Source organism: Rhodococcus sp. B10, assembly GCF_011770055.1.
Taxonomy (GTDB): Bacteria; Actinomycetota; Actinomycetes; order Mycobacteriales; family Mycobacteriaceae; genus Rhodococcoides; species Rhodococcoides kyotonensis_B.
Genome location: NZ_JAAFYV010000004.1, coordinates 34,036 through 60,161, shown reverse-complemented (window position 1 = coordinate 60,161; position 26,126 = coordinate 34,036). Strand labels below are relative to the sequence as shown.

Below are 26,126 nucleotides of genomic sequence, written 5' to 3'. Positions count from 1 at the left end.
CGTTGCAGCTGCTGCGCAGGTTGCAACGTGCGCGTTTGCTGAAAGGTGCGCGGTGGGCGCGGGGTTTCCCTCCCTCGGCCCGTGCTGCGCACGTTGCAGCAGCTGCGCAGGTTGCAACGTGCGCGTTCGCTGCAAGGTGCGCGGTGAGGCGCGGTGTTTCGCTCTCTTTGCTTTGCTGCGCACGTTGCAGCCGCTGCGCAGGTTGCAAGGTGCGCGTTCGCTGCAACCTGCGCGGTGGGCGCGGGGTTTCGCTGTCTCGGCCCGTCTGCGCACGTTGCAGCTGCTGCGCAGGTTGCAACCTGCGCGTTCGCAGCAACCTGCGCGGTAAGCCCGCGGTATGCCCCCCGCAGCGAGCCCCGGCCCCCGCAGCTCAGGAGAACGGGCAGCCCGATGCGCCACGGGACACGAAGTTCGGCCGGATGTCCATGTCCGGCGGGTCGTACAGACGGTGGAACGTCGGGGTGATGCCCGACGACATCGGCGGATTGACCCACGTCCAATCCGTCGGGCATGCGCGGCCCGCCTGGGCTTCGCGGTCGACGTGGTCCACGAACTGCTTCGCGACGGTGTGGTGGTCCACCATGTAGGCGCCCGCCTCACGGAAACTGTGGATCACGGCGCGGTTGAGTTCGACGAGCGCACGGTCCTTCCACAGGGTGCGGTCGGAGCGCATGTCGAGGCGCAGCTTCTTCGCGATGGTCGGCAGCATGTCGTACCGATCCTGGTCGCTGAAGTTCCGGGCGCCGACCTCGGTGTTGACGTACCACCCGTTGAACGGCGCACACGGGTAGCGGACGCCACCGATCTCGAGGTCCATGTTGGATACCGCGGGCACCGCGTGCCATTTCAGTCCGAGTTTCGCGAACCACTGGTAATTGGGGTGGACGAAGTCGACTTCGAGGATCAGATCGCGTGGGATCTCGAACCATCGCAGCGGTTCGTCCGGCGTGGACACGATCAGGGGCAGAACGTCGAACCGTGAACCTTCACCACGCCACCCGAGCCGCATGGCGAGCTCGGTGAGCTCGATGTGAGCCGGATCACCGGTGATCTTTCCTCTGCCGTCGTCGTATCCCGCATACCGGATCAGCTGGGGCGACACGATGCGATATTCACGGCCGTCGGACAGCGGCGGTGGGCCCACGGTGACGATCGACTTGAGGGCTCCGCCGTTGGTTGCGCGACGCAGATGTTCGAAGCATGCGTCGGCGATCTCGTGCGCTGTCGTCGCGTGTCGCGCGTCGATCAGCTCGAGGGTGCGCCAGTGCTTGCGTCCGACGCATCGCGCATGGTTCCGCCACGCCAGTTTGGCGCCGACGAGGATTTCCTCCGGTGTCTGCAGGTAGGTCCCGGTGTTCGCGAGCTCGGTGAGCGCTTCGGCCTTGCGGCCCGGATGCAGGTGCGCCAACTCCGGGCCGTCGAAGAATTCTGCGCATTCACGAAGTCGACGCACTCGATCCGGGTCGAGCTCTTCGTGCTGTCTACTTTCGTTCCGGTCTTGCAGGCTCGCCCCGACAGCGACAGTCACGATGCGCAAACCCCCGTTTCGCTCGGTACAGAAGTCGATCTTGAAGGACCCCGCAGATCCTAGGGCCTTCGGCCAGGACGTGGAAGCCCGAAAACGATGCGCCGCACGAGAATTCGAATGCACGGTCGGCTCGTCCGCGGAATCCGGCGAGGTCGTTCGGAGAATCTTGTGTTACAGGGGTGAACGGTCTGTTTTCGTCCGGTCGGCATCACCGTGCTGAGCTACACTCTCCGGATCGACCTTCGATCTCCGCGTTCGACAGACGGTGATCGAGAATGCCGACTTCCCGCGTCTGGGCGCGGATTGGGGACTTCGAACAATGGATGCTCGCGCGATCTCGCTTGTCAGAGCCTCGTTCAAGGCTGTCGCGGCGGTCGAGGGTGGGCCCGAGAAGCTGACCAGTTCGTTCTACGCGATCCTGTTCGCCCGCAACCCGGAGGCGCGCGACTTCTTTCCCGCAGCGATGGACGTCCAGCGCGACAGGTTGGTCTCCGCGATCGCGCATGTCGTCGACCAGCTCGAAGAACTCGATCGCGTCCTTCCGTTTCTCGCTCAACTGGGTCGTGACCATCGCAAGTACGGCGTCACCGACGCCCACTACACCGCGGTCGGCAACGCCCTCATCTCCGCACTCGAGCAGTTCGCGGGTACCGAACTCTGGACCGACGACGTCGACTCCGCCTGGCGTGAAGCCATCGCCGTCATCGCGGGAGCGATGATGGACGGCGCGAACGCCGACGAGGGACCGCCGATGTGGCACGGCACCGTCGTCGATCACATCCGCGTGCTCGACGACGTGTCGATCGTCCGCCTCCAACTCGACCAACCCATGGATTACAGCGCCGGGCAGTACGTCAGTGTGTCCATTCCGAGCCGGCCGCGTATGTGGCGATACCTGTCGCCCGCGATTCCGGCCAACGCCGAAGGACAGATCGAATTTCATGTACGACGCGTGTCCGGTGGCTGGGTCAGTCCGGCCATCGTCGCGAACACCGCGATCGGCGACCGCTGGACGCTCGGCTCACCGTTGGGGAGCATGACGCGTCACACGGCGAAGGGCCGAGACCGGTTGCTGATCGCGTCGGGAACGGGAATCGCACCGATCCGCGCGCAGCTGATGGAAATGGCGTCGCGCACGGACAACGCCCGCGTGCACCTGTTCGTCGCCGGCAAGTATCCGTGCGATCTGTACGACTTGCCGACGCTTCTGCACATCGCGTCGACCAACCCGTGGCTTTCGGTCGTCGGCGTCGTCGAGTCCGAGGAAGACCCGTGGTGGTACATGCACGACGGCCACCATTTCGACACCGCGCCGATCGTCGGGCAGATCGGCCAGACGGTCGCCGAGTTCGGTCGATGGGAAGGGCGCGACATTCAGATCGTCGGTTCGCCGTCGATGATCAACACCACGAAGTTCCGGCTCCAGGCAGGCGGCGTCGATCTGTCGAGCGTGCATCACGATCCCTGGTAGTGCGCAGCCGCACTTGTAGGCTGGGTGCTCATGCAGACGTGGAACGCCGAGGTGGTTCAGTACCACCGCCTACGCAACGATCTGGCCGTGGTCCGTCTCGTCGGATACGCAGTTCCGTTCAGTCCGGGTCAGTCCGTCGAGGTCGTCGTCCCCCAGAATCCACGAGTCTCGCGGCGTTATTCACCCGCTCTGCCCCCGTCGCTCGACGGAAAACTCGAGTTCCATGTCCGGGCCGTTCCCGCGGGATGGGTCAGCGGTTCGATCGTCAACGACACTCGGCCAGGGGACGTTTGGCAGCTGAGCGACCCGGGTGGTGCGTTGCATGTCGACGACTCGGGGCGTGACGTCGTCATGATCGCCGGTGGCACCGGCTTGGCGCCGATGCGCTCGTTGATCCTCGATCTGTCGCAAAGGCCGTCACCGCCGAACGTCACGCTGTACGTCGGAGGGCGGTCTCCGCGCGATCTGTACGCGTCGGATCTGCTGTGGATCCTGGTATCGCAATTGCCGTGGTTGACGGTGGTCCCCGTCGTCGATCAGCTCGACGACCCGTGGGGGCCGGATCGTTTCAACGACGCGATTCGAGCCGAGGTAGGTTCGGCTGCAGCATTTTTCGGGCCGGAACACTGTTGGGAAGGCAGTCTCGCCGACGTGATCGGCGTGCAGGAACCCTTCACGAACCACCAGGTCCTGGTCTGCGGTTCGCCGGGCATGGAAGCGGCGACGGTGAGCGCGCTTCTCGAGAACGGAACACCGGAAGAGGCGATTCTGCGCTGACGCACCCGTGCGCGGAGCGCCCTACCGACCCTCGAATCTCGGGGCCCTCTTCTCGCTGAACGCCCTCGGCCCCTCCTTGGCGTCCTGACTCTGGAAGACGGCGACGCCGAGTTTCGCGTCCACCTCGAATGCGTCGTTCTCGTGCATCCCTTCGGTGTCGCGGATGGTGCGCAGGATGGCCTGAACGGCCAGAGGCCCGTTCGCTGCGATCAGATCCGCGAGCTCCAGAGCTTTCGTCAACGCCTGGCCGTCGGGTACGACGTGGCCGACGAGTCCGATCTGCAGAGCCTCGTCGGCCCGAATGTGCCTGCCGGTCAACAGGATATCGGCCGCGACGGTGTACGGGATCTGGCGAACGAGGCGCACCGCCGAGCCGCCGAGCGGGAACAGGCCCCACCGTGCCTCGGAGACACCGAATTTCGCGCTCTCGCCCGCGACGCGAATGTCGGTGCCCTGCAGGATCTCGGTGCCGCCCGCGATAGCAGGTCCTTCGACGGCAGCGATCAACGGCTTGGACAGTCGTCGCCCCTTGAGCAGTGCCTCGATCTTGGACAGGTCCCATCCACCACCGCGGAAGCTGTCGCCGGGATGCGTAGACGTCATCGCCTTCAGATCGGCACCGGCACAGAACGCGCCACCGGCACCCGTCAGGATGGCGACGCGGATGTCCGGATCGGAGTCGACGCGATCCCACGCGTCACGCATGATCGTCATCATCTCGCCGGACAGCGCATTGCGCGCCTCGGGTCGATTCATCGTGACGATCAGGACGTGTCCGCGCTTCTCGACGAGGGCGTGCGCGGCCTCGGTAGGTGACGCTGTGGAAGTCATCGAAATCCCCCATCCTCGGCTATTGCCAGAAACAGTAACACGTTCTATTTTCGATGCGTGGCCCTCAACATCGCAGACCTCGTGGAGCATGCAATCGACCTGGTTCCCGACCGGGTCGCACTGGTGTGTGGAGATCGGGAGATCACCTACGCGCAGATGGAAGACCGCACCAACCGGCTGGCTCACTACCTGCAGAAACAGGGCGTAGGGCCCGGCGACAAGGTAGGGGTCTACAGCCGCAACGGAATCCAAGCGATCGAGGCGATGATCGCGGTGTTCAAGATCCGCGCCGTCGTCGTCAACGTGAACTATCGATACGTCGAGAACGAGTTACAGTACATCTTCCAGAATTCGGACATGGTGGCTCTGATCCACGAGGGGCGCTACAGCGACAAGGTGGCTGCGGTGCTGCCGACGTGCCCGCAGTTGACGACGACCGTCGTCATCGACGGCGACGGCGAACAGGTCACCTACGACGACGCGCTCGCGCAGTCCTCTCCCGAACGGGACTTCGGCGAGCGCAGCCCCGACGACATCTACATGCTGTACACGGGCGGCACGACCGGCAGTCCCAAAGGCGTCATGTGGCGTCAGGAAGACGTCTGGCGCGTGCTCGGAGGCGGCATCAATTTCATGACGGGCGAATATCTCGACGACGAGTGGGATCTCGCGAAAATGGGCGCCGCCAACCCGGCCATGACGCGAATGCCGATCCCGCCGATGATCCACGGCGGCGCGCAGTGGGCCACCTTCCAGAGCTTGTTCGGTGGCGGAAAGACCGTGCTGCATCCCGATTTCGACGGCCACGTGATCTGGGAGCTCGTCGACAAGCACGGCATCAACCTGATCTTCATCACCGGCGACGCAATGGCGCGACCGATGCTCGACGCCCTCACCTCGGGCAGACCGAACGGCACCCCGTACGACCTGTCGACGCTGTACCTGATGGCAAGCAGTGCAGCCCTGTTCTCGCCGAGCATCAAGGAGAAATTCCTCGAACTGCTGCCCAATCGAATGATCACCGACTCGATCGGCTCGTCCGAAACTGGCTTCGGTGGTCTCGGCGTCGTCGCGAAAGGAACCGAGCACACGGGTGGCCCGCGGGTGAAAATCGACGCGTCGACGTCGGTGCTGGGTGACGACGGCCATCCCGTCGAACCTGGGTCCGGAAAGACGGGATTGCTTGCGCGACACGGGCATATCCCGATCGGCTATTACAAGGACGAGGCGAAGACGGCGGCGACGTTCAAGGAGATCCACGGTGTCCGGTACTCGATCCCCGGTGACTACGCGCAGGTCGAGGCCGACGGCACCGTCACGATGTTGGGCCGTGGCTCGGTGTCGATCAACACCGGCGGCGAGAAGGTGTTCCCCGAGGAAGTAGAGGGCGCATTGAAATCGCACCCGGAAGTGTTCGACGCCATCGTCGTCGGCGTGCCGGATGATCGCCTCGGTCACACGGTCGCCGCCGTCGTGCAGGCTCGCGGTGAGAATCGGCCCTCGTTGGCCGAACTCGACGCCGAAGCCCGGAAAGTCATTGCGGGATACAAGGTTCCGCGTGCGGTGTGGTTCGTCGACGAGATCAAGCGCTCGCCTGCAGGAAAACCGGACTACCGATGGGCGTCCGAACAGACCGAGGCGCGCCCGGCCGACGAGACGAACTCACTGACGACTGCGACACGAGGCAGCTGAATGCACACAGATCTCTGCGAGAAGTTCGGAATCGACTATCCGATATACGGTTTCACGCCGTCGGAAGATGTCGCGGCCGCGATCAGTCGGGCGGGTGGCCTGGGCGTTCTGGGGTGTGTGCGCTTCAACGACCCGGACGAACTCGACGAAGTACTGAACTGGATGGACGAGAACACCGAAGGAAAGCCGTACGGCGTCGACATCGTGATGCCGGCGAAGGTACCCACCGAGGGCGCAGCCGTCGATCTGAATCAGTTGATACCGCCGGAACATCGGGCTTTCGTGGATCGCACGCTCGAACACCTCGGAATCCCGCCGCTGGGAGCGGATTCGGCGCGCAACGAAGGCGTGCTCGGATGGTTGCACTCGGTTGCGCGATCACACGTCGACGTCGCACTGAAGCACCGAATCGCGTTGATCGCCAACGCCTTGGGGTCTCCGCCGACCGACGTGATCGGACAGGCGCACGAGCACGGGGTGCCGGTCGCGGCGCTGGCGGGCAAGGCCGAGCACGCACGTCGACACGTGGAGAACGGCGTCGACATCGTCATCGCTCAGGGGTACGAAGCAGGGGGTCATACCGGTGAGATCGGATCGATGGTGTTGCTGCCCGAGATCGTCGACGCCGTGGCAGGCGACGCGTCCGTTCTGGCGGCGGGCGGCATCGGTAGCGGACGCCAGGTCGCGGCCGCGCTCGCGCTCGGTGCGCAGGGGGTGTGGATGGGATCGGCGTGGCTGACCACCGCGGAATACCGCCTCGGCGCTCGGCAGGAGGGTAAGCCGTCGGCGATGCAGGAGGCGTTGCTGGCGGCGTCGTCGAGCGACACGGTCCGCACGCGGATCTACTCGGGTAAGCCCGCCCGGCTCCTCAAGACCGAGTGGACCGACGCTTGGAGCGCCCCGGATGCGCCCGATCCGCTACCGATGCCGCTGCAGAACATCCTGGTCAGCGAGGCGCATCAACGCATCGACAGGGCGGGGAACTCCAAGGTGGTAGCGATGCCCGTCGGGCAGATCGTCGGCCGCATGAACGAGATCAGACCCGTCGCCGACGTCGTCGACGAGCTGGTCGCCGGCTTCGAGGAGGCCGTAAGCCGACTCGAGAAGCTGCGGTAGCTCAGCTGGCCCGTCGCGTCGCAGCTTCGACGGTGACCACGCCTTCCGCGGTGGCCGGGAGCATGCGCGTCTGCACCGGACGCAGCAGATGCCGCACGGAGTAGCGCTTCTTGATCGGATCGAACGGGCGGTAGACGGCGAACACGAGAATGTGCCACCACCAGTGCAGACGAAGGGCTTTGCGCTTCTCCTTCGTCATGACGTCGTGATGGGTGAACGTGCGGATACCGGAGTCGATGTACTCGTGGAACTCCGACGGCGGGGTGAATGCTCGACGCGGCGACACATCGACGTTCATGTCGGACAGCTGCGCGATCTCCACGCCGACCGAACCGAGGCACAACGCCAGATCGAGGTCTTCGTGCAGGGCAGCGTCGGTACTGACCAGATGTCCGACGCGATGCCACGCCGTCTTTCGGATGGCCATGTTGGCTCCGTGAAGGTTCTTGACCAGGCGGCCGCCCCCGACGTTGCCCTTCTTCAGGTGCCTGCCGAACCACCACGCCTTGAGTCCGCGAACCGGCGAGTCGTACGGCAGGTTGAGGCCCGTGATCGCGCCGATGTGGGCGCCGTCGCTGGACAGGAAATCGAGTATCGCGCGCGCCCACCCTGCGGTGACGCGGGTGTCGGCGTCGACGCGACCGAGGACGTCACCGCTGGCGACGCGAAAGCCTGCGTTGCGTGCATGCGCGACGCCCGGCTTGTCCTCGAATATCAACGTGATCTTCGGTTCGGTGCGCATGAACGCCTGGACGACCTCGACCGTCCGATCCGTCGAGTTGTTGTCGACCACGACGATTTCGTGAATGTCGTCGCCCTGAGCGAGCAGCGCTTCGAGGCAGAAGCCGATGTAGGACTCTTCGTTATGAGCTGGAACGACCACGGACAGGGTTTCAGCTGGGGTCACAGACGAAGGCACCGGCCTATGGTAGAGGATTGCCGAGCCCGTAGTCGACACGAAAGTCGTTGTACTCCAATCGAATTAGTGAGATCGTCGGTTCCCCCGGCCCGTAGCGGGCGAATCGGCGGTTTGTCGCGACGTTTCGTACCGACCGGTCCGGGAATCGGCGACGCGCGAGGACGCGGGTCCGGTTGTGCCCGGTACGACGTCCTGTCCGGTCTAGGGTAGAAGTCGGTACGACGACCGACCTGAATGGAGAGAGCAGTGGCTTCCGAGATCGCAGTGGGCGACCTTGTCCAGGCCAGTGGGCATGCCGGCCCCTGGAAGGTGCTGGAGATTCGTCAGGGTCTCGCGCTGCTCGAACACCACGACGGACACCGACTGTCGGTCCGGACGACCACGCTGTCCGTCGTGCGCAAGGCGTCGCCCACGCAGCAGGCCGCGCCCGCAGCCGCCGAGCCGGAATCTCCGACGCTGTTCGACTAGCGCGACTGTCGCGGCCGGTTCCGGCTCTTGTACAGCTGACGCTGCGCCTTCGAGATCTGTTTCGCCTCCGCGAGCCGGGCCTGGTTCGCGCGGACGTCGTGCCGCGTCGTCGCCCAGTCGTTCTCGCGGACGAGACGCTGATAGTTCGCGACGCGTCGTGGATCGACGTTCTCGCGTACCGCACACCCGGGTTCGGACAGGTGTGCGCAATCGGCGAATCGGCAGTGTGCTGCCAGATCTTCGATGTCCGAGAACGTCGCCGAAAGTCCGTCGTCGGACGACAACACACCGACCGACCGTAGTCCCGGTGTGTCGATGACGGTGGTTCCCGGTATTGGCAGCGGCACGAGTTCGCGTCGGACGGTGACGTGCCTGCCTTTCGCGTCGCCGGAGCGAACGTGACCGGTGGCCAACACGTCGTCGCCGATCATTCTGTTCGCCAGTGTCGACTTTCCGGATCCCGACGGGCCGATCAGCGCGATCGTGCCGGTGAGATGCGTCAGGAACTCGGCCAGTCCATTCCCGGTGTATGCACTGAGCTCGGCGACGTGAACACCTGGCGATGCAGCGCTCACATCCGCGTATCGGCTCTCGGAAGCCTTGTCGCTCTTGGTCAGTGCGACGATCGGGGTGGCGCCGCTCGCCCAGGGTAAGGCGACGAAACGTTCGACGCGGCCGAGGTCGAGTTCGGTGTCCGCCGCCACCGTCACGACGACGGTATCGACGTTCGACGCGAGGATCTGCGACGCCGACGTCTGTCCGGCAGATGCGCGCACGACCGCCGTACGCCGGGGGAGTACATGAAGAACGGTGTCGGTGCCGACGACGACCCAGTCGCCGGTGCACACGTCGGCACTGCCGGACCGAACGCGGGTAGTACCCGATTCCGTTGCTACGTCACACCATCCGCGAAAGACGGAGGTGACGCGACCGGGGAGTCCGTCGAAACTGTACTTCTCGAACAGGGATTGCCAATAGGAGTCGAAACCGTATGTGGAAAGTGACACGGGAAGCCTTTCGAAGGCCGACCCGTGAGTGCGGGGCCGGCTAAGGAATGAACAGGGGAGCCCTGTGAACGCACGGGGCCCAGGGCAGTGCTGTACGCCGAACGACCACCATTGCGTTCCTCCTCACTTCGACTTGACGACGACCGAAACGGTATCAATCTGGCTGCGTGCTGCCAATCGATTTACGAACCGTGCCCTTACGTATCACGCGGGCACTGCGGCCAGGGCCGCACCGAGTCGACGCAGGGTCGACGTCGCCGCGCCGTACGCGAATTCGGCACGCTTGGCCGCGAGGAAATAGCGGTGCACGGGATGGTCGCGGTCGAGGCCGACGCCTCCGTGCACGTGAACGAGCGTGTGAGCGACGCGATGGCCGGCGTCCGCTGCCCAGAATTTGGCCACTGCGACGTCGTCGTCCGCGTCGCGTCCTGCCGATACCGCCCACGCGGCCTTCCACATCGTCAGACGTGCGCCTTTGACGTCGATGTACGCGTCCGCCAAGCGCTGTGCGACGGCCTGGAAGCTGCCGATGGGTTTGCCGAACTGGACCCGTTCGCGGGCGTAGTTCGCCGTGACCGCGAGCGACTCCTCCAGAACCCCGACCTGATAGGCGCACGTCAGAAGCGTCAGCCAGGCGCGAACCTGCTGTGCGGCAGCGGACTCGGCCAGTCGCCGAACGGAATCGACTGCAACAGAAGTCAATTCCAATTCGCCGATGCTGCGATTGTCGACGCCGTGCTGCGATGTCACGGCCACACCCGGGTCCGACGGCCGGAGCAGATAGACGCCATCGACCGCGGCGACGACGATGCCGTCGGCGATGGGCGCGCTGTCGACGCAGGTCATCGTGCCGGACAGGGTCCACCCGGTAGCTGTTTCCCGGGCGCTCACCGTGTCGTCTTCGTCGAGAGCCACCGTCAGAATCGACGACCCGAGTGCGGCAGGTGCAGCCCATTCGTGACGCTGCTCGTCGGTGCCGAACCGAGCGATCGCGGACACCGCGGTCCAGTGCGCGACGTAGGGGACCGCCGCGATTCCGCGTCCCAGTTCCACCGCGATCGACGCGGCCTCCAGTACGCCGAAGCCGTCGCCTCCGACCGAATTCGGAGTCGCCGCGGACAGCACCCCCGATGTGCCGAGTACTCCCCACAGCGCGCGATCGATCCCGTCGGGACGCGAATCCAGTTGCCGCTGAACGTCGTCGGTGCTGTAGCGCGCGACGATGTCGCGGGTGAGGGCGGCGAGGTCTCGCTGTGCCTCGGTCGTCGTGAAATCCACTGATGCTCCTTCTGTGACCTGTGTCAGCGGGCCGACGCGGGGAGGCCGAGGGCCGTCATGCCGATGATGTCGCGCTGCACTTCGTTGGTGCCGCCGCCGAACGTCAGAATCAACGACGACCGATGCAGACGTTCGAGCCGTCCGCTCAGGTGCGCGCCGGGCGATCCCTGCCGCAGCGTCGCCGACGGCCCGAGGATCTCCATCATCGTGCGGTAGGCCTCGGTGGCGAGCTCGGTGCCGTACACCTTGTTGGCCGACGCGTCCGCCGGGCTCGGCGCGGCGGACGCGGACGACGCGATCTCCCAGTTCAGCAGTTCCAGGTACGACACCTTCGCATGCACCCTGGCCAGCGCGATCTGCACCCATTCCTGGTCGATGACGCGTGTGCCGTCGGGCCTCTTGGTGTTCTGTGCCCACTCGCGGACTTCCCGCAGCGAGGCGACGAGCGGGCCTGCGGACGTCAGCGCGACGCGTTCGTGGTTCAGCTGGTTGGTGATCAGCGACCAGCCGCGGTTCTCCTCGCCGACGAGCGCGGACGTCGGGACGCGCACGTCCTGGTAGTACGTGGCGCTGGTGTCGGGGCCTGCCATGGTGTGGACGGGAGTCCAGGAGAAACCGTCGGCGTCGGTGGGGACGATCAGCATGCTGATGCCGCGATGTTTGCGGGCTTCCGGATCGGTACGGCACGCGAGCCAGACGTAGTCGGCGTACTGAACGAGCGACGTCCACATCTTCTGGCCGTTGATCACGAAGTCGTCGCCGTCGTGCACTGCCGTCGTACGCAGGGACGCCAGATCGGTGCCTGCCTCCGGCTCGGAGTATCCGATGGAGAAGTGCAGTGTGCCTGCGGCGATGCGTGGGAGGAAGTACGACTTCTGTTCGTCGGTGCCGAACGCCATGATCGTCGGCGCGACGCTGTTGATGGTCAGGAACGGAACCGGCGCGCCTGCGATGGCGGCTTCGTCGGTGAAGATCAGTTGCTCCATCGCCGATCGTGCCTGACCGCCGAACTCCGTCGGCCAGCCCAGCGCGAGCCAGCCGTCACGGCCCATCTGTTCGACGACGTCGCGGTAGACCGTCCCTTCGCCGTATTCGCCGGACGTCGAACTCAATGCTTCGCGGCGTTCCGGGGTGATCAGCGTGCGGAAGTAGGCGCGCAATTCTTCGCGCAGCGCGATTTGGTCCTCGGTGTAGGTGATGTGCATCGGCGCCTCGTTTCCGGCGGCATGGTGTGGGTTCTCGAATCATTGCACACGAAGTGGAACAGGTTCTAGTATTGCGCCTACGGCGCCCGTGCGCGGAAAGTTGGCCCAGGGTGCAGCTATCCGCGCACGGGCCGCGAAGCGGCACCCGGGAGGAACGATGGTCGAAGTGGACCGTGATCTCTGTGAAGCCAACGGCGTCTGCGTGGGCCTGGTCCCGGAGGTGTTCGACCTGGACGACGACGACGAGCTGTCGATCTCCGGCGCGTCCGAGCGCCCGGAACTACGCAAAGTGATCGACGTGGCCATCGCGTCGTGTCCGCGGGCGGCGCTCGGGTGGGGCGCCTGAGATGCTTGCTTTCGAGCAGGAACACGTTCTAGATTGTGACTCGTGTTCGACGAATCGGTGCGATTGGACGGTCGGGTAGCCCTCGTCACGGGCGCGGCGGCCGGGTTGGGGCGCGCGGAGGCGGTCGGGCTCGCGCAGTCGGGCGCGGACGTCGTTGTGGGGGACATCGCGTCCGGCCCGGCTGTCGACGAGACCATCGACCTGGTGAAGCACGCAGGCGCGCGCGCAGTCTTCGTCGAGGGCGATGTCGGCGAACGCTCCACCGCGGACGCGATGTTCGCGGCAGCCGAGCGCGAGTTCGGACGCGTCGACATCGTCGTGAACAATGCTGGAATCGTCCGAGATCGCATGCTGTTCAACATGTCCGACGACGACTGGGATGCCGTCGTCCATGTTCATCTTCGCGGGCATTTCCTGTTGACCCGCACTGCAGGCGCGTACTGGCGTGCGCAGTCGAAGCAGGTCGGCGCACCCGTGTACGGACGCCTCGTCAACACGTCCTCGGAAGCGGGCCTGCTCGGGCCGGAAGGCCAGGCGAACTATGCGGCAGCGAAGGCCGGCATCACCGCGCTGACGCTGTCGGCGTCACGTGCGTTGTCCCGATACGGCGTGCGCGCCAACGCAATTTGCCCCCGCGCGCGAACGGCCATGACGGAGAACGTGTTCGGCGACGCCCCGGACGGCCAGGTCGATCCGCTGTCTCCCGACCACGTCGCCGCGCTCGTGCGCTATCTGGCGTCACCCGCCGCAGACGCCGTGAACGGCCAACTCTTCGTCGTCTACGGCGCGATGGTCGCGTTGATGGCTGCTCCCGTCGTCGAACAGCGTTTCGACGCGTCGGCGGACGCATGGACGCCGGACACGCTGGCCACGCACCTCGGCGCGTACTTCCACGATCGCGATCCAGGGCGCACGTTCTCGGCCGGGGCTGCACTGGCATTGGATCAGCCGCAGGTCACGGCAACATAGCGGCTTTCCCCGTTTCCACCCCGTCAGTGGTCGATGCGTACGAAAATGAACGTGTTCTAGTTTGTTCGACACGGTCACGAACTATTCGAGGAGGGTTGATGAACGACCTTCTCGTCATCCCCCTTCGTGCGGTCGGCGCGTTCTTCGACATGTCCTGGTACACGCTGCGGGCGGTGTTCTCCCGGCCGTTCCAGCGTCAGGAGTTCGTCGACCAGGCGTGGTTCATCGCGCGGGTGTCGATGGTGCCGACGGTCCTTGTCGCCGTACCGTTCACGGTTCTGGTCAGCTTCACCATCAACATTCTGCTGCGGGAGATCGGTGCCGCCGACCTCAGCGGAGCAGGTGCCGCGCTCGGTGCCGTCACTCAGGTGGGTCCCATCGTCACGGTGCTCATCGTCGCGGGCGCCGGTGCGACGGCCATCTGTGCCGACCTCGCGGCCAGGACGATTCGCGAAGAAATCGCCGCGATGCGTGTCCTCGGCATCGATCCGATTCATCGGCTCGTCGTGCCACGGGTGTTGGCGTCGACGGTCATTGCCCTCCTGCTCAACGGATTGGTCTGCACCATCGGCATTCTCGGCGGTTTCGTGTTCTCGGTGTATCTACAAGGCGTCAACCCCGGTTCGTTCGTGAACGGCATAACGCTGCTCACCGGTTTCGGCGAACTGATCGTGTCTCAGGTGAAGGCCGGCTTGTTCGGCATGATCGCCGGACTCGTGGCCTGTTTCCTCGGTCTGAACGTCAAGGGCGGCGCGAAGAGCGTCGGCGACGCCGTCAATCAGACCGTCGTTTTCGCGTTCATGGCGCTGTTCGTGGTCAACGTCGTCGTCACGGCCGTCGGCATCAAGCTGACGGCCGGATGAGGCGGCGCTGAATGGCTCTCGCTGCAGCAGGTCGATTCCCGCTCGCGCGCCGGCGACTGTCCGGCGCGTCGCGCTCGGCGGACCGGCTGGGGGAGCAGGCCATCTTCTACGGGCGCGCACTCGGATCGGTTCCCCGGGCAGCGGTGCGCTACAAGAGGGAAACGCTGCGTCTCGTCGCCGAGATCAGCATGGGGTCCGGTGCTCTCGCGGTCATCGGCGGAACCGTCGTCATCGTCGGATTTCTGACTCTGTTCGCCGGTGGAACCATTGCGGTTCAGGGCTTTTCGTCGCTCGGGAACATCGGCGTCGAGGCGCTCACCGGGTTCTTCGCGGCATTCATCAACGTGCGCATCGCTGCTCCCGTCATCGCGGGTATCGGACTCGCGGCCACCATCGGCGCCGGTTCGACCGCACAGCTCGGAGCCATGCGCGTCTCGGAGGAGATCGACGCGCTCGAATCGATGGCCATTCCGTCGATTCCGTATCTGGTCAGTACGCGAGTACTCGCCGGAATGGTAGCGATCGTGCCGCTGTACTCCCTTGCAGTGATCGCATCGTTCATGGCGAGCCGGTTCGCGACGGTGATCATCTACGGTCAGTCACCCGGTGTGTACGACCACTACTTCGACACGTTCCTGATCCCCACCGACATCCTGTGGTCGTTCGCCCAGGCCATCGTCATGGCGTTGGCAGTCATGCTCATTCACACCTACTACGGATACACCGCCAGCGGTGGCCCGGTCGGCGTCGGCGTCGCCGTGGGGAACGCGGTCCGCGCATCGCTGATCGCCGTCGTCACCGTCACCTTGTTGATCTCGCTCGCCATCTACGGCAGCTCGGGCAACTTCAACCTGTCGGGCTAGGCGCGTCATGAAGAAACTTGCCGCTGCAGGCCTCGTCCTCGGTCTCGTCGCCGTCGTCGGACTCGCGCTGACGATCTTCTCCGGAGGATTCAGGTCGACGGTGCCGGTCACCGTGACGTCGGAGCGCGCCGGTCTCGTCATGGATCCACAGGCGAAAGTGAAGCTCCGGGGAGTGGAAGTCGGTCGGGTGGCGTCCATTTCGCAGCAGGACGGCATGGCGCGGCTTCAGCTCGACATGAATCCGTCCACGCTGTCGATGATTCCGGCCAATGCTGCCGTCGAGATCAAGTCGACGACGGTGTTCGGCGCGAAATACGTGAACTTCGTCGTGCCACCCGACCCGTCAGTTCAGACCTTGGTGCCCGGTGCGGTCATCTCCGCCGACAACGTGACCGTCGAGTTCAACACGCTGTTCCAACATCTTTCGGACGTGCTGCAGCAGTTGGAGCCCGAGAAGCTGAACGCGACGCTCGGCGCGGTGTCGTCGGCGCTGCGTGGACGAGGTGAGGAATTGGGCGAGCTGCTCGCCGAATCCGACGAGTATCTCGCCACGATCAATCCGAGTCTGCCTGCACTGCAACGAGATCTGGCGGCGGCCGCAGTGGTCACGAACGTCTACGCCGACGCGACGCCGGATCTCATGCGCGTGCTCGACAATGCGACGACGACGAGCAACACCATCGTCGCCGAGCAGGCGAACCTCGATCTGCTGCTCATGAACGTGACCGGGCTCGCCGACACGTCGAACCAGGTTCTCACCGAGAACGAACAGCCCCTCGAGACCGCGCTGCACACGTTGACCGCCACCACGACCCTGCTCGACGAGTACTCACCCGAACTGACCTGCTTCATCGTCGGTCTCAACAAGGGGCGTCTGGCCTTCGGCCCGCTCGCCGGTGCGGGCGACAAGGCCTCCATCGCACTGAGTTCGAGCTTCCTGCTCGGCGATCCGGCCTACACGGTGGAGAAGGATCTGCCGAAGATCGCCGCGACCGGTGGCCCCAATTGTTACGGGCTACCCGATTTCGATCCGAAGCAGGCACCGGCGCCGTTCGTCGTCGCCGATACCGGTGACACTCCGTACGTTCCGACGACGCAGCCGTCGGTCGACGTGCCCACCATCTTCCAGTTCCTGTTCGCAGGAGCGTGGCCGTGAAAAGACCTGCCATCAGAGGGAACACGGTCAAGCTGTCGATCTTCGCGCTCGTGATGGCGGTGATCTTCGCGGCGCTGGCACTCGTGTTCAGCCAGTATCGATTCGGCAGTACCGACGCGTACTCCGCGGTCTTCACCGATGCGTCCGGGCTGAAGACCGGCGACAAGGTCCGTATCGCGGGCGTGCCGGTCGGCTCGGTGACGAGCGTCGGCGTCGGCGAACACAACCGGGCCGAGATCGACTTCGACGTCGACTCGACGTACCCACTGCTCACAAGCACCGCCGCGACCGTGCGGTACGAGAACCTCGTCGGTGACCGGTATCTCGAACTGCTCGAAGGTCCCGGCGCAGCGACCGAATTGCCCGACGGCGGAACCATTCCCGTCGAACAGACGTCGCCCGCACTCGACCTCGATCTGTTGCTCGGTGGATTCAAACCCCTTCTGCGCGGACTCGATCCGCAGCAGATCAACGACCTGTCCGCGGCGCTGCTGCACGTGTTGCAAGGTCAGGGTGGCACGTTGGTATCACTGCTGGGTAGCACCAGTTCGTTCACGAACACTCTGGCCGACCGCGACCAACTGATCGGCGACGTCGTCACGAACCTGAACACCACGCTCGGCACCATCGACAGTCAAGGCGAGCAGTTCGAGACGACCATCGACTCTCTACACCAGCTGATCAGCGGGCTTGCGCAGGACAAGGACCCTATCGGCGACGCCATTCCGCGCATCGACGGTGCCGCAGGCGACCTCGCGGGCCTGCTGCAGGCGACGCGTCCGGACATACAGTCGATGATCGCGCAGGCCAATCGCACTGCGACACAACTCGATCTGGGCAGCGGTGACATCGATGCCGTGCTTACACGGCTACCGAGCGACTACAAGAAACTGATTCGCGTCGGGTCCTACGGCAGCTTCTTCCAGTTCTACCTGTGCTCCAACACCTTCAAACTGTCCGGGCCGGACGGGCAGACGCTTCTCGTCCCGACCGCCAAACAGGACACGGGGAGGTGCGCGAACATCAATGGAGCGAACTAGGAATCCCGTCCAGATCGGCATGATCGGCATCGTCCTCGCCGTCTGCGTCGTCGTGGCGACGCTGCAGTACGACCGACTTCCGTTCCTGTCCGGTGGTACCCGATTCTCGGCGCTCTTCACCGACGCAGGCGGACTGATGGTGGGCGACGACGTGACCGTGTCGGGGGTCACCGTCGGCAAAGTCGACGACATCGCCCTGGCCGGCCAGGAGGTACGCGTCGGATTCACGGTGGCGGAGAACATCGAACTCGGCGACGCCACCCGGGTCGACATCAAGACCAACACCATTCTCGGCCGAAAGTCGTTGAGGGTCATGCCCGACGGCTCCGGAACGATCGACGTCCACGACACCATCCCCTCGAGCCGCACCACGTCGCCGTACTCGCTCACCGACGCGCTCGGCGATCTGAGCACCACCGTGTCGGACCTGAACACGACCCAACTCGCGGATGCGATGGACACGGCCTCCGACACGTTCGCGGACACGCCACCCGAACTGCGCGCCGCGCTCGACGGCATCACCCGGTTGTCGGACAGCATCAACTCGCGCGACGAGACGTTGCAGCAACTGCTGGATCGAGCGGAGAGCGTCACCGGCATCCTCGCCGACCGGAGTGGTCAGATCAACCAATTGGTGCTCGACGGCAACGAGCTGTTCGGCGAACTGGATCGACGACGTACCGCGATCAGTCAACTGATCACCAACATCTCGGCGGTGTCGCGTCAGCTCACCGCCTTCGTGCAGGAGAACGAGGGGCAGATCGGTCCGACGCTCGCGAAGCTCAATTCCGTTGTCGCCGTGCTGCAGAAGAACAACGACAACATCGCCGGCGCCTTGGACGGCCTCGGACCCTACATCAGCGCACTCGGCGAATCGGTGGCGAGCGGGCCGTTCTTCAACGCGTACATCCAGAACATTCTGCCGAGCTCGTGGTGGAAAGCGGTGGTGGACAGCGTCGTCGCACCGGAGCAGTTGCCGCAGACGCTGCAGGACCTGCTGCCCAAGAATGCACCTCCGATCCTGAAACCGCCGGGGCAGTGATATGAGAAAGCTACTGACGCTCGCAGGTGCCGTCGTACTCGTCGTTGCTCTTGTCGCGGTCGGGTTCGTCGTCTACCGGAACGTGACCACGTCGACCGTCGTCGCACGTTTCTCGTCGACGACGGGACTCTACGCGGGCGACGACGTGCGGGTCCTCGGTGTGACCGTCGGAAGGATCGAGTCGATCGATCCGCAGGAGGAGGACGCCGTCGTGACGATGCGCGTCGACTCCGACGTCGACATCCCCGCTGACGCGGCCGCGGTCATCGTCGCGCAGAGTCTGGTGTCCGCTCGGTTCGTGCAGTTGACCCCGGTCTACTCGGGTGGTCCCACGCTGTCGGACGGCGAGACCATCCCGATGGAACGCACTGCGGTGCCGGTGGAATGGGACCAGATCAAGACCGAGCTGACCAAGTTGTCGACGGCGTTGGGACCCGATGGGGTCGGTCAGGAAGGCCCGGCAGGCCGGTTCATCGACACCGCCGCGGACAATCTCGAGGGCAACGGAGAGGCGCTGAAGGCGACGCTCACGGAATTGTCCGACACGATGCGAGTGCTGTCGGACGGACGAACCGATCTGTTCGCGACCATTCGCAATCTGCAGGCGTTCGTCTCGGCATTGTCGAACAGCAACGAACAGATCGTCCAGTTCGGAGGACGCCTCGCGTCGGTGTCGGAGATGCTGGCGCAGAGTTCCGACGAATTCGGCACGGCGATGGCCGATCTCGACGTCGCAATCGGCGAGGTGCAACGGTTCGTCACCGACAATCGGTCGGCGTTGGTGGAGAGCGTCGGCCGGCTCGCCGACGCGACGCAGGTGCTGACCACGAAGAGGCCGGAGATCGAGCGCATCCTGCATTCCGGACCCAACGCGCTCGCGAACTTCAACAACATCTACCAGCCTGCGCAGGGAACGCTGACGGGAGCGATCGCAGCCAACAACTTCGGCAACCCGATCAACTTCATCTGCGGTGCCGTCGCGGGTGTCGAGAACGCGACGAGCGAGCGCAGTGCCGATCTGTGCAAGCAATACCTCGGACCAGTTCTGAGCACACTGGTGTTCAATTACCCTGCGTTGCTGACCAATCCGGCTCGTGGTGTCGACGCGTACCCCGATCAGATCGTCTACACCGAGCCCGGTCTCGAGCAGGCGGCCCCGGCCCCGGCCCCTGCGCCGTCGCCGCTGCCCGAGATGCCGACGGTTCGGGTTCCGAGTCTGGGTGACCTGTTGGGAGGTGGGCGATGAACGTGCTGTCGAAGGGGCTCACCGCCGCCGCGTTGGTTCTCAGTCTGTCCGCGTGCCAGTGGGACGGGCTGAATTCGCTTCCGCTACCAGGAACCGAAGGGCGAGGCGAACATTCGTACCAGGTACGGATCGAGATGCCGAACGTGACGACGCTGTCCCAGAACTCGCCCGTCATGGTCGACGACGTCACCGTCGGAAGCGTCGACGCCATCGTCGTGCAGGACTGGCACGCGCTCGTGACGGTCTCGCTGAACGACGATGTCGCACTGCCCGAGAACGTGACCGCGAAGATCGGCCAGACGTCGTTGCTGGGTTCGCAGCATCTCGCACTCGTCGCGCCGGACGATCCGCAGGGACGTCTGGAGAACGGTGACGTGATTCCACTCGATCGGGCAGGGGCGTATCCGACGACGGAACAGACCTTGTCGTCGCTGTCCGTCGTACTGAACGGCGGTGGTCTCGCTCAGATCCAGGACATCACCACCGAACTGAATCACGCGATCGGAGGTCGCGAGGACAAGGTGCGCGATCTCCTGCCGCGCCTCGACGACCTCGTGACGAGCCTCGACACCCAGCGCGGTGACATCATCGCGGCGATTGAGGGCATCGACCGGCTCTCGGTGAACGTCGAGAACCAACGTGCCACGCTGACGAAGGCTTTGAACGAGGTACCGCCTGCGCTCGACGTCCTGACGGCCGAACGGCCGAACATCACGTCGGCTTTCACGTCGCTCGGGCGGCTGAGCGACGTCGTGACCCGGGTCATCGACACGTCGGGCGCAGATCTGCAGACCAACGTCGCGAGCCTCACGCCGGTGCTGCAGGCACTCGCCGATTCGGGCAACGCGCTCACCGAGGTGCTGTCGGTGCTGCTGACCTACCCGTTCCCACAGGAAGGCATCGACAACGTCATCCGCGGCGACTACGCCAATCTCGCGATGACGATCGACCTGTCCCTGCCACGCCTGGATTCGAACTTCCTGACGGGAACACCGTTGGCAGGCAGGATCGCCGGCCTCGAGGGAGCATTGGGAACCCAGGCCGCGCCGACGGCCGCGTCCGCAGATGATCCGCTGCGTGGACCCTTGGAGCCTCCGACGATTCGAATTCCGGGCCTTCCGCCGGTGGAACTGCCGGGGCAGGGGTTCCCGCCATGATGCTCACACGTTTCGTACGCATTCAGTTGATCGTCTTCTCGATCCTCACGGTCATCGGACTCGTCGTGATGTCGACCAGGTATGTCGGGTTGCCTGCGATGGCGGGCATCGGAAGGTACAGCGTCACAGTGCAATTGCCGACGACCGGAGGCCTGTACCCGCACGCGAACGTCACCTACCGCGGCACGACGGTCGGAGAGGTGACGACGGTCGCGCTGACTCCCGACGGCGTCGACGCCGATCTGTCCATCGACAGTGGCGTCGACATTCCTGCCGACGTCGACGCTCAGGTCAAGAGCGTTTCTGCGGTCGGGGAACAGTATGTGGATCTGGTGCCGACTCGTGGAGGCGGTGCAACCCTGCAGAACGGTGACGTCATTCCCACCTCGCGCACGTCCGTGCCACAGGACGTCGGACCGATGCTCGATCAAGCAGATGCGTTGCTGCGCAGCATCTCCGACACACGCCTGCGTACCGTCGTCGACGAGTCGTTTCAGGCCTTCAACGGAACGGGCCCGGATCTGCAGAGCTTCATCGATTCGACGCGTCTGTTCGTGCAGGAGGCCAATGCAAATTCCGAACAGACGAAAATTCTGTTGGACCAAGCCGGACCGTTGCTGGACGGCCAGGTCGTCAGCAGTGATGCGATTCGGTCGTGGACGACTGCTCTCGCGACGTTCACCGACCAATTGCGTGCCAGCGATCCCACTCTGCGGTCGGTGATCCAGAAGGGGCCTACTGCGGCGTCGACCGCGAACGAGCTGTTCCAACAACTTCAGCCGACGCTGCCGATTCTGCTGGCCAACCTCGTCAGCGTCGGGCAGGTCGGGGTCATCTACAACGCGGGGATCGAGCAGATTCTCGTGCTGTACCCACCGATTACGGCGGCGCTGGTGACGGCGGCGGGCAGCGGTCCGCCGGACGAGGGCGCCATCGTCGACTTCCAGCTCGAAGTGAACGATCCGCCCGCCTGCACGACGGGCTTTCTGCCTGCCGACCAGCGGCGTGACCCGAACGACGTCTCCGTCCCCGACTCACCACCCGACCTGTTCTGCAAGGTCGCCCAGAACGACAGCACCGCTGTCCGCGGAGCCCGCAACCTGCCGTGCATGGAAGTGCCAGGCCGACGCGCCCCGACACCCGAAATATGCCGCAGCGATGCCGGTTACGTGCCGCTCGGCAACAACCCTCCGTACGGACCCATCGAGCAGGACGAACCGTCGTACACCGAATTCCCCAGCGGTCAAAGCAGTGTCGCACCCGCTTCTTCGTCAGCGAGGCCGTACGACCCGCGAACCGGTACCTACATCGCGCCCGACGGCACCACCTACAGCCAGCCGGGGCTCGCCGGTGCCGACGGTCTGCAGGGACTCATGACGGGGCAGCAGGAGGTCGGGTAGGTGTCAGAGGTGACGGGCGGCGAAGGCGACGGCCAGGTCGAGCACGGTCCGGCCTTCCGGCAAAGCACCGGCCAACACAGGGAAGGCGTGCACCTGTCCCTTCCAGACATGCGTCTCGACGGTCTTGCCTGCCGACGCGAGCGTCCGCGTCATCGCCTCCACGTCGGGACGCATGAGCTCGTACTGCGCTGTCGACAGAAAGACCGGCGGGAACACCGACGGGTCCGCTTCGATCGGCGACGCGGCCCCCGGGATGGCGTCGGGACCGTTCAGCCAGCGGCCCTCGAGGGCGAGGACCTGCTTCATCGGCAGGTACGCGTCCTTCTTCATGAACGCGCGCGGGTGACTCTTCAGGTCGAGGTTCAGCAGCGGCGAGAACCCGAGCACCGCGGCGGGCGGAGTCAGGCCTTCCAAAACGGCGATCTCGGCGACCTTCATCGCGAGATACCCGCCCGCGGAGTCGCCGGCGACGATGACCTTGGACGGGTCGGCGGCGACGTCGAGCACAGCGCGGTACGCGTGCATGGCGTCGGCGATCGAGGTGCCGATGCCGCCCTTGGGGATCTGGCGGTACTCGACGGAGTAGACGGGGAGTCCTGCGCGTGCGGCTATCGTCGCGCACGCGCTACGGTGAGTTGCCAAGCCGCAGAACACGAATCCGCCGCCGTGGAAGTACAGAACCGTCGCACCGGCGAGCGAACCGGTGGCGACGCGGGGATGCGTCGTCTTCTCGCACGGCACGCCGCCGAGAGCAACTTGCTCGATCGTCACGCGTCGCGGCTTCGGGAGTCTGTCGACGGCGCGATCCAGCTGGCCGATGGCCCGGATTCCGCGGTCGGTGAGCGGCCACATCGTGAACGCGGGCTTGAGCGCCAGCCGGAACGTGCAGGACAGAACCCTGGCCTGACGACTCACGTCGTCGTGCCAGGTCAGCGTGTGTGCCATCTCGAAAGATCCTCTCGCGTAACAGCCGGATGGTCGAGGCTATCAGCCTGGAGAACGAGTTCCAGATTCGACTGCGTTCATGACGGTTCGGCGTGCAAAACGGCGATCCGCGCCCACTGAAAACATGTTCTAGTTAGCATGCCAACAGACAGCACCGACGAGGAAGGTCGTTATGGAACCGGACGAAGGCCTCACGCCGAGGCGTCCGCGTCGTCGCGCGGTTCGTCCTGCGGGCCCCTCGGGGGCGACGGCGTCGCCGGTCCTCGAGCGAGTGCCGGTCGTCGAGAAAGTGCCCGTCGTGGAACCCGTCGCGGAGGCTCGCGAGATACCGCGTCGCCGACGCCTCCTTCCGGCCCTGTTCCTCGTCGTGGTTCTCGCGTTGCTGGCTGCCGGCATCTCGTTGTCCTACGCCGTGCGGTCGGCGGCTGCGCAGGACGAACGCAACCAGCGCTTCGTGCAGACCGCGCGCCAAACCGTGCTGAATCTGACGACGATTCATCCCGACTCCGCGCAGCAGGACGTCGATCGGCTTCTGGCCGGCGCGAGCGGGGACTTCAAGGCCGAATTCGAGGGTAGGGAAGGGCCTTTCGTGGAGGTCGTGCAACAGGCGCGGGTCGACTCGAACGGCGAGATCATCGAAGCCGGAATGGAGAGCAGCACTGCGGATTCCGCGGACGTTCTCGTCGCGGCGCGGGCGATGGTGCAGAACTCCGACGCGGCGGAACCCGAGCCGCGGGACTTTCGGCTGCGTGTCACCGTCGTCGACGACGACGGAGTCATGACGGCGTCGAGGGTGGAGTTCGTACCGTGAACCGAAATGTGTTGCGTGCCTTGGCTGTCGTCGTGGTTCTCGGATTGGCCGCCGGGGTCGGTGTTCTGTTCTACCACTATCGTCAGAACGAACGGACCGAGCAGGCGCGCACGGATGCCGTGACGGCGGCGAGCGCGCAGGCCGTTGCGATGCTGGCGTACGACTTCGGCGGCGTCGACCAGCAATTGGCCTCTGCCGCAGACGGTTTGACGGGTGATTTCAAGGACGAGTACAGCGCGCTCGTCACGAGCGTCATCGCGCCCGGCGCAAAGGAGAAGTCACTGACGGTGCAGGTGACGGTGCAGGGCGCGTCCGTCGTCGATGCGGCGCCGGACACCGCGACGGTGCTGCTGTTCCTGAATCAGATCACCACCAGCTCCGATGCGCCCGACGCCGCCAGCAGCGGCAGTCGGGTGCGGATGAGCATGGAGAACGTCGATGGTCGCTGGCTGGTGAGCGGCCTCGAACCCATCTAGGTCCGTGAGTGCGAATGTATAGCCCGCTCTACATTCGCGCTCACATGCGGCGAAGCCGCCTCATCGGACAAAGCATTCAGGAACGAACGGGCCCAGCGGTCGACGTCGTGCGCCAGCACCTGACGACGCATCGCCCGCATGTGCCGACGCCCGTCCTCGGGGGCCTGTTCCAGCGCAGCCGCAATGGCGTCCTTCACGCTGTCGAGGTCGTGCGGATTGCACAGGTACGCCTGACGCAATTCGGCTGCGGCACCGGTGAATTCGCTGAGCACCAACGCACCGCCGAGGTCGCTGCGTGACGCGATGTACTCCTTGGCCACGAGGTTCATGCCGTCACGCAGCGGGGTGACGAGCATGACGTCGGCGGCCACGAAGTAGGCGATGAGGTCGTCGCGGGGGATCGGGCGGTGCAGGTAGTGCACGACGGGATGCCCGACCTGTCCGTACTCACCGTTGATGCGGCCGACCTGCTGTTCGATCTCGCCGCGCATCGCTTTGTAGCTCTCGACACGTTCGCGACTCGGTGTGGCGAGCTGAACGATGATGTTGTCGACGGGATCGACGCGCTCCTCTTCGAGCAGTTCACGGAACGCGTTGAGCCGCACGTCGATGCCCTTGGTGTAGTCGAGCCGGTCGACGCCGAGCATGATGCGTTTCGGGTTGCCGAGTTCCTTGCGGATCTGCTTCGCCCGATCGCGGACGGCCTTGGAGCGCGACTTCTCGTCGAGGTCGCCGGAGTCGATGGAGATCGGGAACGCGCCGACGCGCACCGTGCGGAATCCGACCTGCACGGACCCGAGCTTCGACCGCACGCCGACGGTTCCGCGGGACGTGACCTGGCCTGCCAGCCGGCGGGCGAGATACAGGAAGTTCTGTGCACCACCGGGAAGGTGGAAGCCGATGAGGTCGGCGCCGAGCAGTCCTTCGACGATCTCGGTGCGCCACGGCATCTGCATGAACAGCTCGACGGGTGGGAACGGGATGTGCAGGAAGAACCCGATGGTCAGGTCCGGGCGCAGCATGCGCAGCATCTTGGGGACGAGCTGCAGCTGGTAGTCCTGAATCCACACCGTCGCACCCTGCGCGGCGGCCTTCGACGTGATCTCGGCGAAACGGCGGTTGACCTCGACGTAGGCGTTCCACCACGACCGGTCGTACACGGGTTTGACGATGACGTCGTGGTACAGCGGCCACAGCGTCGCGTTGGAGAAGCCTTCGTAGTAGTCGGCGACTTCCTGCTCGCTGAGACCGACGGGGCACAGTTCGAGCCCGTCCTCGAAGAACGGTTCGACGTCGACGTCCGGAACGCCGGGCCACCCCACCCAGGCGCCGTTGTTCGCCCGCAGAATGGGTTCCAGCGCGGTGACGAGCCCGCCGGGGCTGCGCTTCCACCGCGTGCTGCCGTCGGGCAGTTTCTCCAGGTCGACGGGCAACCTGTTGGCCACGACGACGAAATCCGAACCCTGCGAGGCGTCAGCCACTACTGTCCTTATCGGTATGGAAGGCCGGGGGAAGTTCCC

At 65.0% G+C, this 26,126-nt stretch carries 25 protein-coding genes; 17 read left to right on the top strand and 8 right to left on the bottom strand.

All coding sequences use genetic code 11. The features are described 5' to 3' along the window. Window positions 1-370: 370 nt before the first annotated feature. Window positions 371-1,504, bottom strand: coding sequence for a nitric oxide synthase oxygenase (locus tag RhoFasB10_RS03885; RefSeq protein ID WP_206030520.1), 1,134 nt, complete (start codon window positions 1,502-1,504; stop codon window positions 371-373). A 343-nt stretch (window positions 1,505-1,847) separates the two neighbouring features. Between RhoFasB10_RS03885 and RhoFasB10_RS03880 the strand changes: the two genes are divergently transcribed. Then, on the top strand, window positions 1,848-2,999 hold the full coding sequence (locus RhoFasB10_RS03880; RefSeq protein ID WP_167675299.1) for a globin domain-containing protein: 1,152 nt from the start codon (window positions 1,848-1,850) through the stop codon (window positions 2,997-2,999). A gap of 30 nt (window positions 3,000-3,029) precedes the next feature. Further along, window positions 3,030-3,776, top strand: coding sequence for an FAD-binding oxidoreductase (locus RhoFasB10_RS03875; protein ID WP_167675139.1), 747 nt, complete (start codon window positions 3,030-3,032; stop codon window positions 3,774-3,776). 21 nt (window positions 3,777-3,797) lie between these two features. On the opposite strand, the gene RhoFasB10_RS03870 is transcribed toward RhoFasB10_RS03875, so the two are convergent. Next, the gene (locus RhoFasB10_RS03870; protein WP_068425401.1) at window positions 3,798-4,607 is read right to left on the bottom strand and encodes a crotonase/enoyl-CoA hydratase family protein; all 810 of its coding nucleotides are present in this window, start codon (window positions 4,605-4,607) and stop codon (window positions 3,798-3,800) included. A 57-nt stretch (window positions 4,608-4,664) separates the two neighbouring features. Between RhoFasB10_RS03870 and RhoFasB10_RS03865 the strand changes: the two genes are divergently transcribed. Continuing rightward, window positions 4,665-6,299 carry an acyl-CoA synthetase gene (locus RhoFasB10_RS03865; protein WP_167675137.1) on the top strand — a complete coding sequence of 545 codons (1,635 nt, stop codon included), beginning with the start codon at window positions 4,665-4,667 and terminating at the stop codon, window positions 6,297-6,299. Further along, a complete protein-coding gene (locus tag RhoFasB10_RS03860; protein ID WP_068425396.1) occupies window positions 6,300-7,415 on the top strand; it encodes a nitronate monooxygenase family protein in 1,116 nt (371 codons plus the stop codon). Window position 7,416: 1 nt separating this feature from the next. Here RhoFasB10_RS03860 and RhoFasB10_RS03855 read toward each other — a convergent pair whose 3' ends face one another. After that, window positions 7,417-8,334: a glycosyltransferase family 2 protein gene (locus RhoFasB10_RS03855; RefSeq protein ID WP_346764346.1), complete on the bottom strand. Its 918-nt coding sequence runs from the start codon at window positions 8,332-8,334 to the stop codon at window positions 7,417-7,419. A gap of 234 nt (window positions 8,335-8,568) precedes the next feature. Between RhoFasB10_RS03855 and RhoFasB10_RS03850 the strand changes: the two genes are divergently transcribed. Then, complete coding sequence (locus tag RhoFasB10_RS03850; protein ID WP_174551408.1) at window positions 8,569-8,802, top strand: hypothetical protein; 234 nt, start codon at window positions 8,569-8,571, stop codon at window positions 8,800-8,802. Here the strand turns inward: RhoFasB10_RS03850 and rsgA are convergent. The 3 genes from rsgA to RhoFasB10_RS03835 form a co-directional block, all read right to left on the bottom strand. Next, a complete protein-coding gene (gene rsgA / locus RhoFasB10_RS03845) occupies window positions 8,799-9,809 on the bottom strand; it encodes a ribosome small subunit-dependent GTPase A (RefSeq protein WP_167675135.1) in 1,011 nt (336 codons plus the stop codon). The genes RhoFasB10_RS03850 and rsgA overlap by 4 nt on opposite strands. A 204-nt stretch (window positions 9,810-10,013) precedes the next feature. Further along, window positions 10,014-11,087: an acyl-CoA dehydrogenase family protein gene (locus RhoFasB10_RS03840; protein ID WP_068425383.1), complete on the bottom strand. Its 1,074-nt coding sequence runs from the start codon at window positions 11,085-11,087 to the stop codon at window positions 10,014-10,016. Between the two features lie 23 nt (window positions 11,088-11,110). Then, the gene (locus RhoFasB10_RS03835) at window positions 11,111-12,292 is read right to left on the bottom strand and encodes an acyl-CoA dehydrogenase family protein (protein WP_167675133.1); all 1,182 of its coding nucleotides are present in this window, start codon (window positions 12,290-12,292) and stop codon (window positions 11,111-11,113) included. Between the two features lie 157 nt (window positions 12,293-12,449). Between RhoFasB10_RS03835 and RhoFasB10_RS03830 the strand changes: the two genes are divergently transcribed. The 10 genes from RhoFasB10_RS03830 to RhoFasB10_RS03785 all read left to right on the top strand — a co-directional run bounded on the left by RhoFasB10_RS03830 (window position 12,450) and on the right by RhoFasB10_RS03785 (window position 22,374). Continuing rightward, window positions 12,450-12,638 carry a ferredoxin gene (locus tag RhoFasB10_RS03830; protein WP_068425377.1) on the top strand — a complete coding sequence of 63 codons (189 nt, stop codon included), beginning with the start codon at window positions 12,450-12,452 and terminating at the stop codon, window positions 12,636-12,638. A gap of 42 nt (window positions 12,639-12,680) precedes the next feature. Beyond that, window positions 12,681-13,607, top strand: a complete 927-nt coding sequence (locus RhoFasB10_RS03825) for a 3-oxoacyl-ACP reductase (RefSeq protein WP_068425374.1) — start codon at window positions 12,681-12,683, stop codon at window positions 13,605-13,607. Window positions 13,608-13,705: 98 nt separating this feature from the next. Next, on the top strand, window positions 13,706-14,470 hold the full coding sequence (locus RhoFasB10_RS03820; protein ID WP_068425373.1) for an ABC transporter permease: 765 nt from the start codon (window positions 13,706-13,708) through the stop codon (window positions 14,468-14,470). Between the two features lie 11 nt (window positions 14,471-14,481). Continuing rightward, window positions 14,482-15,333: an ABC transporter permease gene (locus RhoFasB10_RS03815; protein ID WP_068425364.1), complete on the top strand. Its 852-nt coding sequence runs from the start codon at window positions 14,482-14,484 to the stop codon at window positions 15,331-15,333. A 7-nt stretch (window positions 15,334-15,340) separates the two neighbouring features. Next, window positions 15,341-16,489 (top strand): MCE family protein, encoded by a 1,149-nt coding sequence (locus RhoFasB10_RS03810; protein WP_068425361.1) that lies wholly within the window; start codon window positions 15,341-15,343, stop codon window positions 16,487-16,489. Window positions 16,490-16,500: 11 nt separating this feature from the next. Next, window positions 16,501-17,529 (top strand): MCE family protein, encoded by a 1,029-nt coding sequence (locus RhoFasB10_RS03805; RefSeq protein WP_068426191.1) that lies wholly within the window; start codon window positions 16,501-16,503, stop codon window positions 17,527-17,529. Further along, a complete protein-coding gene (locus tag RhoFasB10_RS03800; protein ID WP_068425357.1) occupies window positions 17,516-18,571 on the top strand; it encodes an MCE family protein in 1,056 nt (351 codons plus the stop codon). The genes RhoFasB10_RS03805 and RhoFasB10_RS03800 overlap by 14 nt, the downstream gene beginning before the upstream one ends. Window position 18,572: 1 nt before the next feature. After that, complete coding sequence (locus tag RhoFasB10_RS03795; RefSeq protein ID WP_068425356.1) at window positions 18,573-19,817, top strand: MCE family protein; 1,245 nt, start codon at window positions 18,573-18,575, stop codon at window positions 19,815-19,817. Beyond that, window positions 19,814-20,974 (top strand): MCE family protein, encoded by a 1,161-nt coding sequence (locus RhoFasB10_RS03790; protein WP_068425352.1) that lies wholly within the window; start codon window positions 19,814-19,816, stop codon window positions 20,972-20,974. The genes RhoFasB10_RS03795 and RhoFasB10_RS03790 overlap by 4 nt, the downstream gene beginning before the upstream one ends. After that, the gene (locus RhoFasB10_RS03785) at window positions 20,971-22,374 is read left to right on the top strand and encodes an MlaD family protein (protein ID WP_167675131.1); all 1,404 of its coding nucleotides are present in this window, start codon (window positions 20,971-20,973) and stop codon (window positions 22,372-22,374) included. The genes RhoFasB10_RS03790 and RhoFasB10_RS03785 overlap by 4 nt, the downstream gene beginning before the upstream one ends. A 3-nt stretch (window positions 22,375-22,377) precedes the next feature. Here the strand turns inward: RhoFasB10_RS03785 and RhoFasB10_RS03780 are convergent, their stop codons facing one another. Further along, a complete protein-coding gene (locus tag RhoFasB10_RS03780; RefSeq protein WP_068425346.1) occupies window positions 22,378-23,319 on the bottom strand; it encodes an alpha/beta hydrolase in 942 nt (313 codons plus the stop codon). Window positions 23,320-23,491: 172 nt separating this feature from the next. Here RhoFasB10_RS03780 and RhoFasB10_RS03775 point away from each other — a divergent pair, with 172 nt between their 5' ends. Together RhoFasB10_RS03775 and RhoFasB10_RS03770 are read left to right on the top strand one after the other, a co-directional pair. Continuing rightward, window positions 23,492-24,130: a hypothetical protein gene (locus tag RhoFasB10_RS03775; RefSeq protein WP_206030502.1), complete on the top strand. Its 639-nt coding sequence runs from the start codon at window positions 23,492-23,494 to the stop codon at window positions 24,128-24,130. Next, window positions 24,127-24,606, top strand: coding sequence for a h domain protein (locus RhoFasB10_RS03770; protein ID WP_068425343.1), 480 nt, complete (start codon window positions 24,127-24,129; stop codon window positions 24,604-24,606). Before RhoFasB10_RS03775 ends, RhoFasB10_RS03770 begins: the two co-directional genes overlap by 4 nt. Here RhoFasB10_RS03770 and RhoFasB10_RS03765 read toward each other — a convergent pair. Continuing rightward, window positions 24,603-26,087: a trehalose-6-phosphate synthase gene (locus RhoFasB10_RS03765; RefSeq protein WP_068425340.1), complete on the bottom strand. Its 1,485-nt coding sequence runs from the start codon at window positions 26,085-26,087 to the stop codon at window positions 24,603-24,605. The genes RhoFasB10_RS03770 and RhoFasB10_RS03765 overlap by 4 nt on opposite strands. Window positions 26,088-26,126 lie beyond the last annotated feature (39 nt).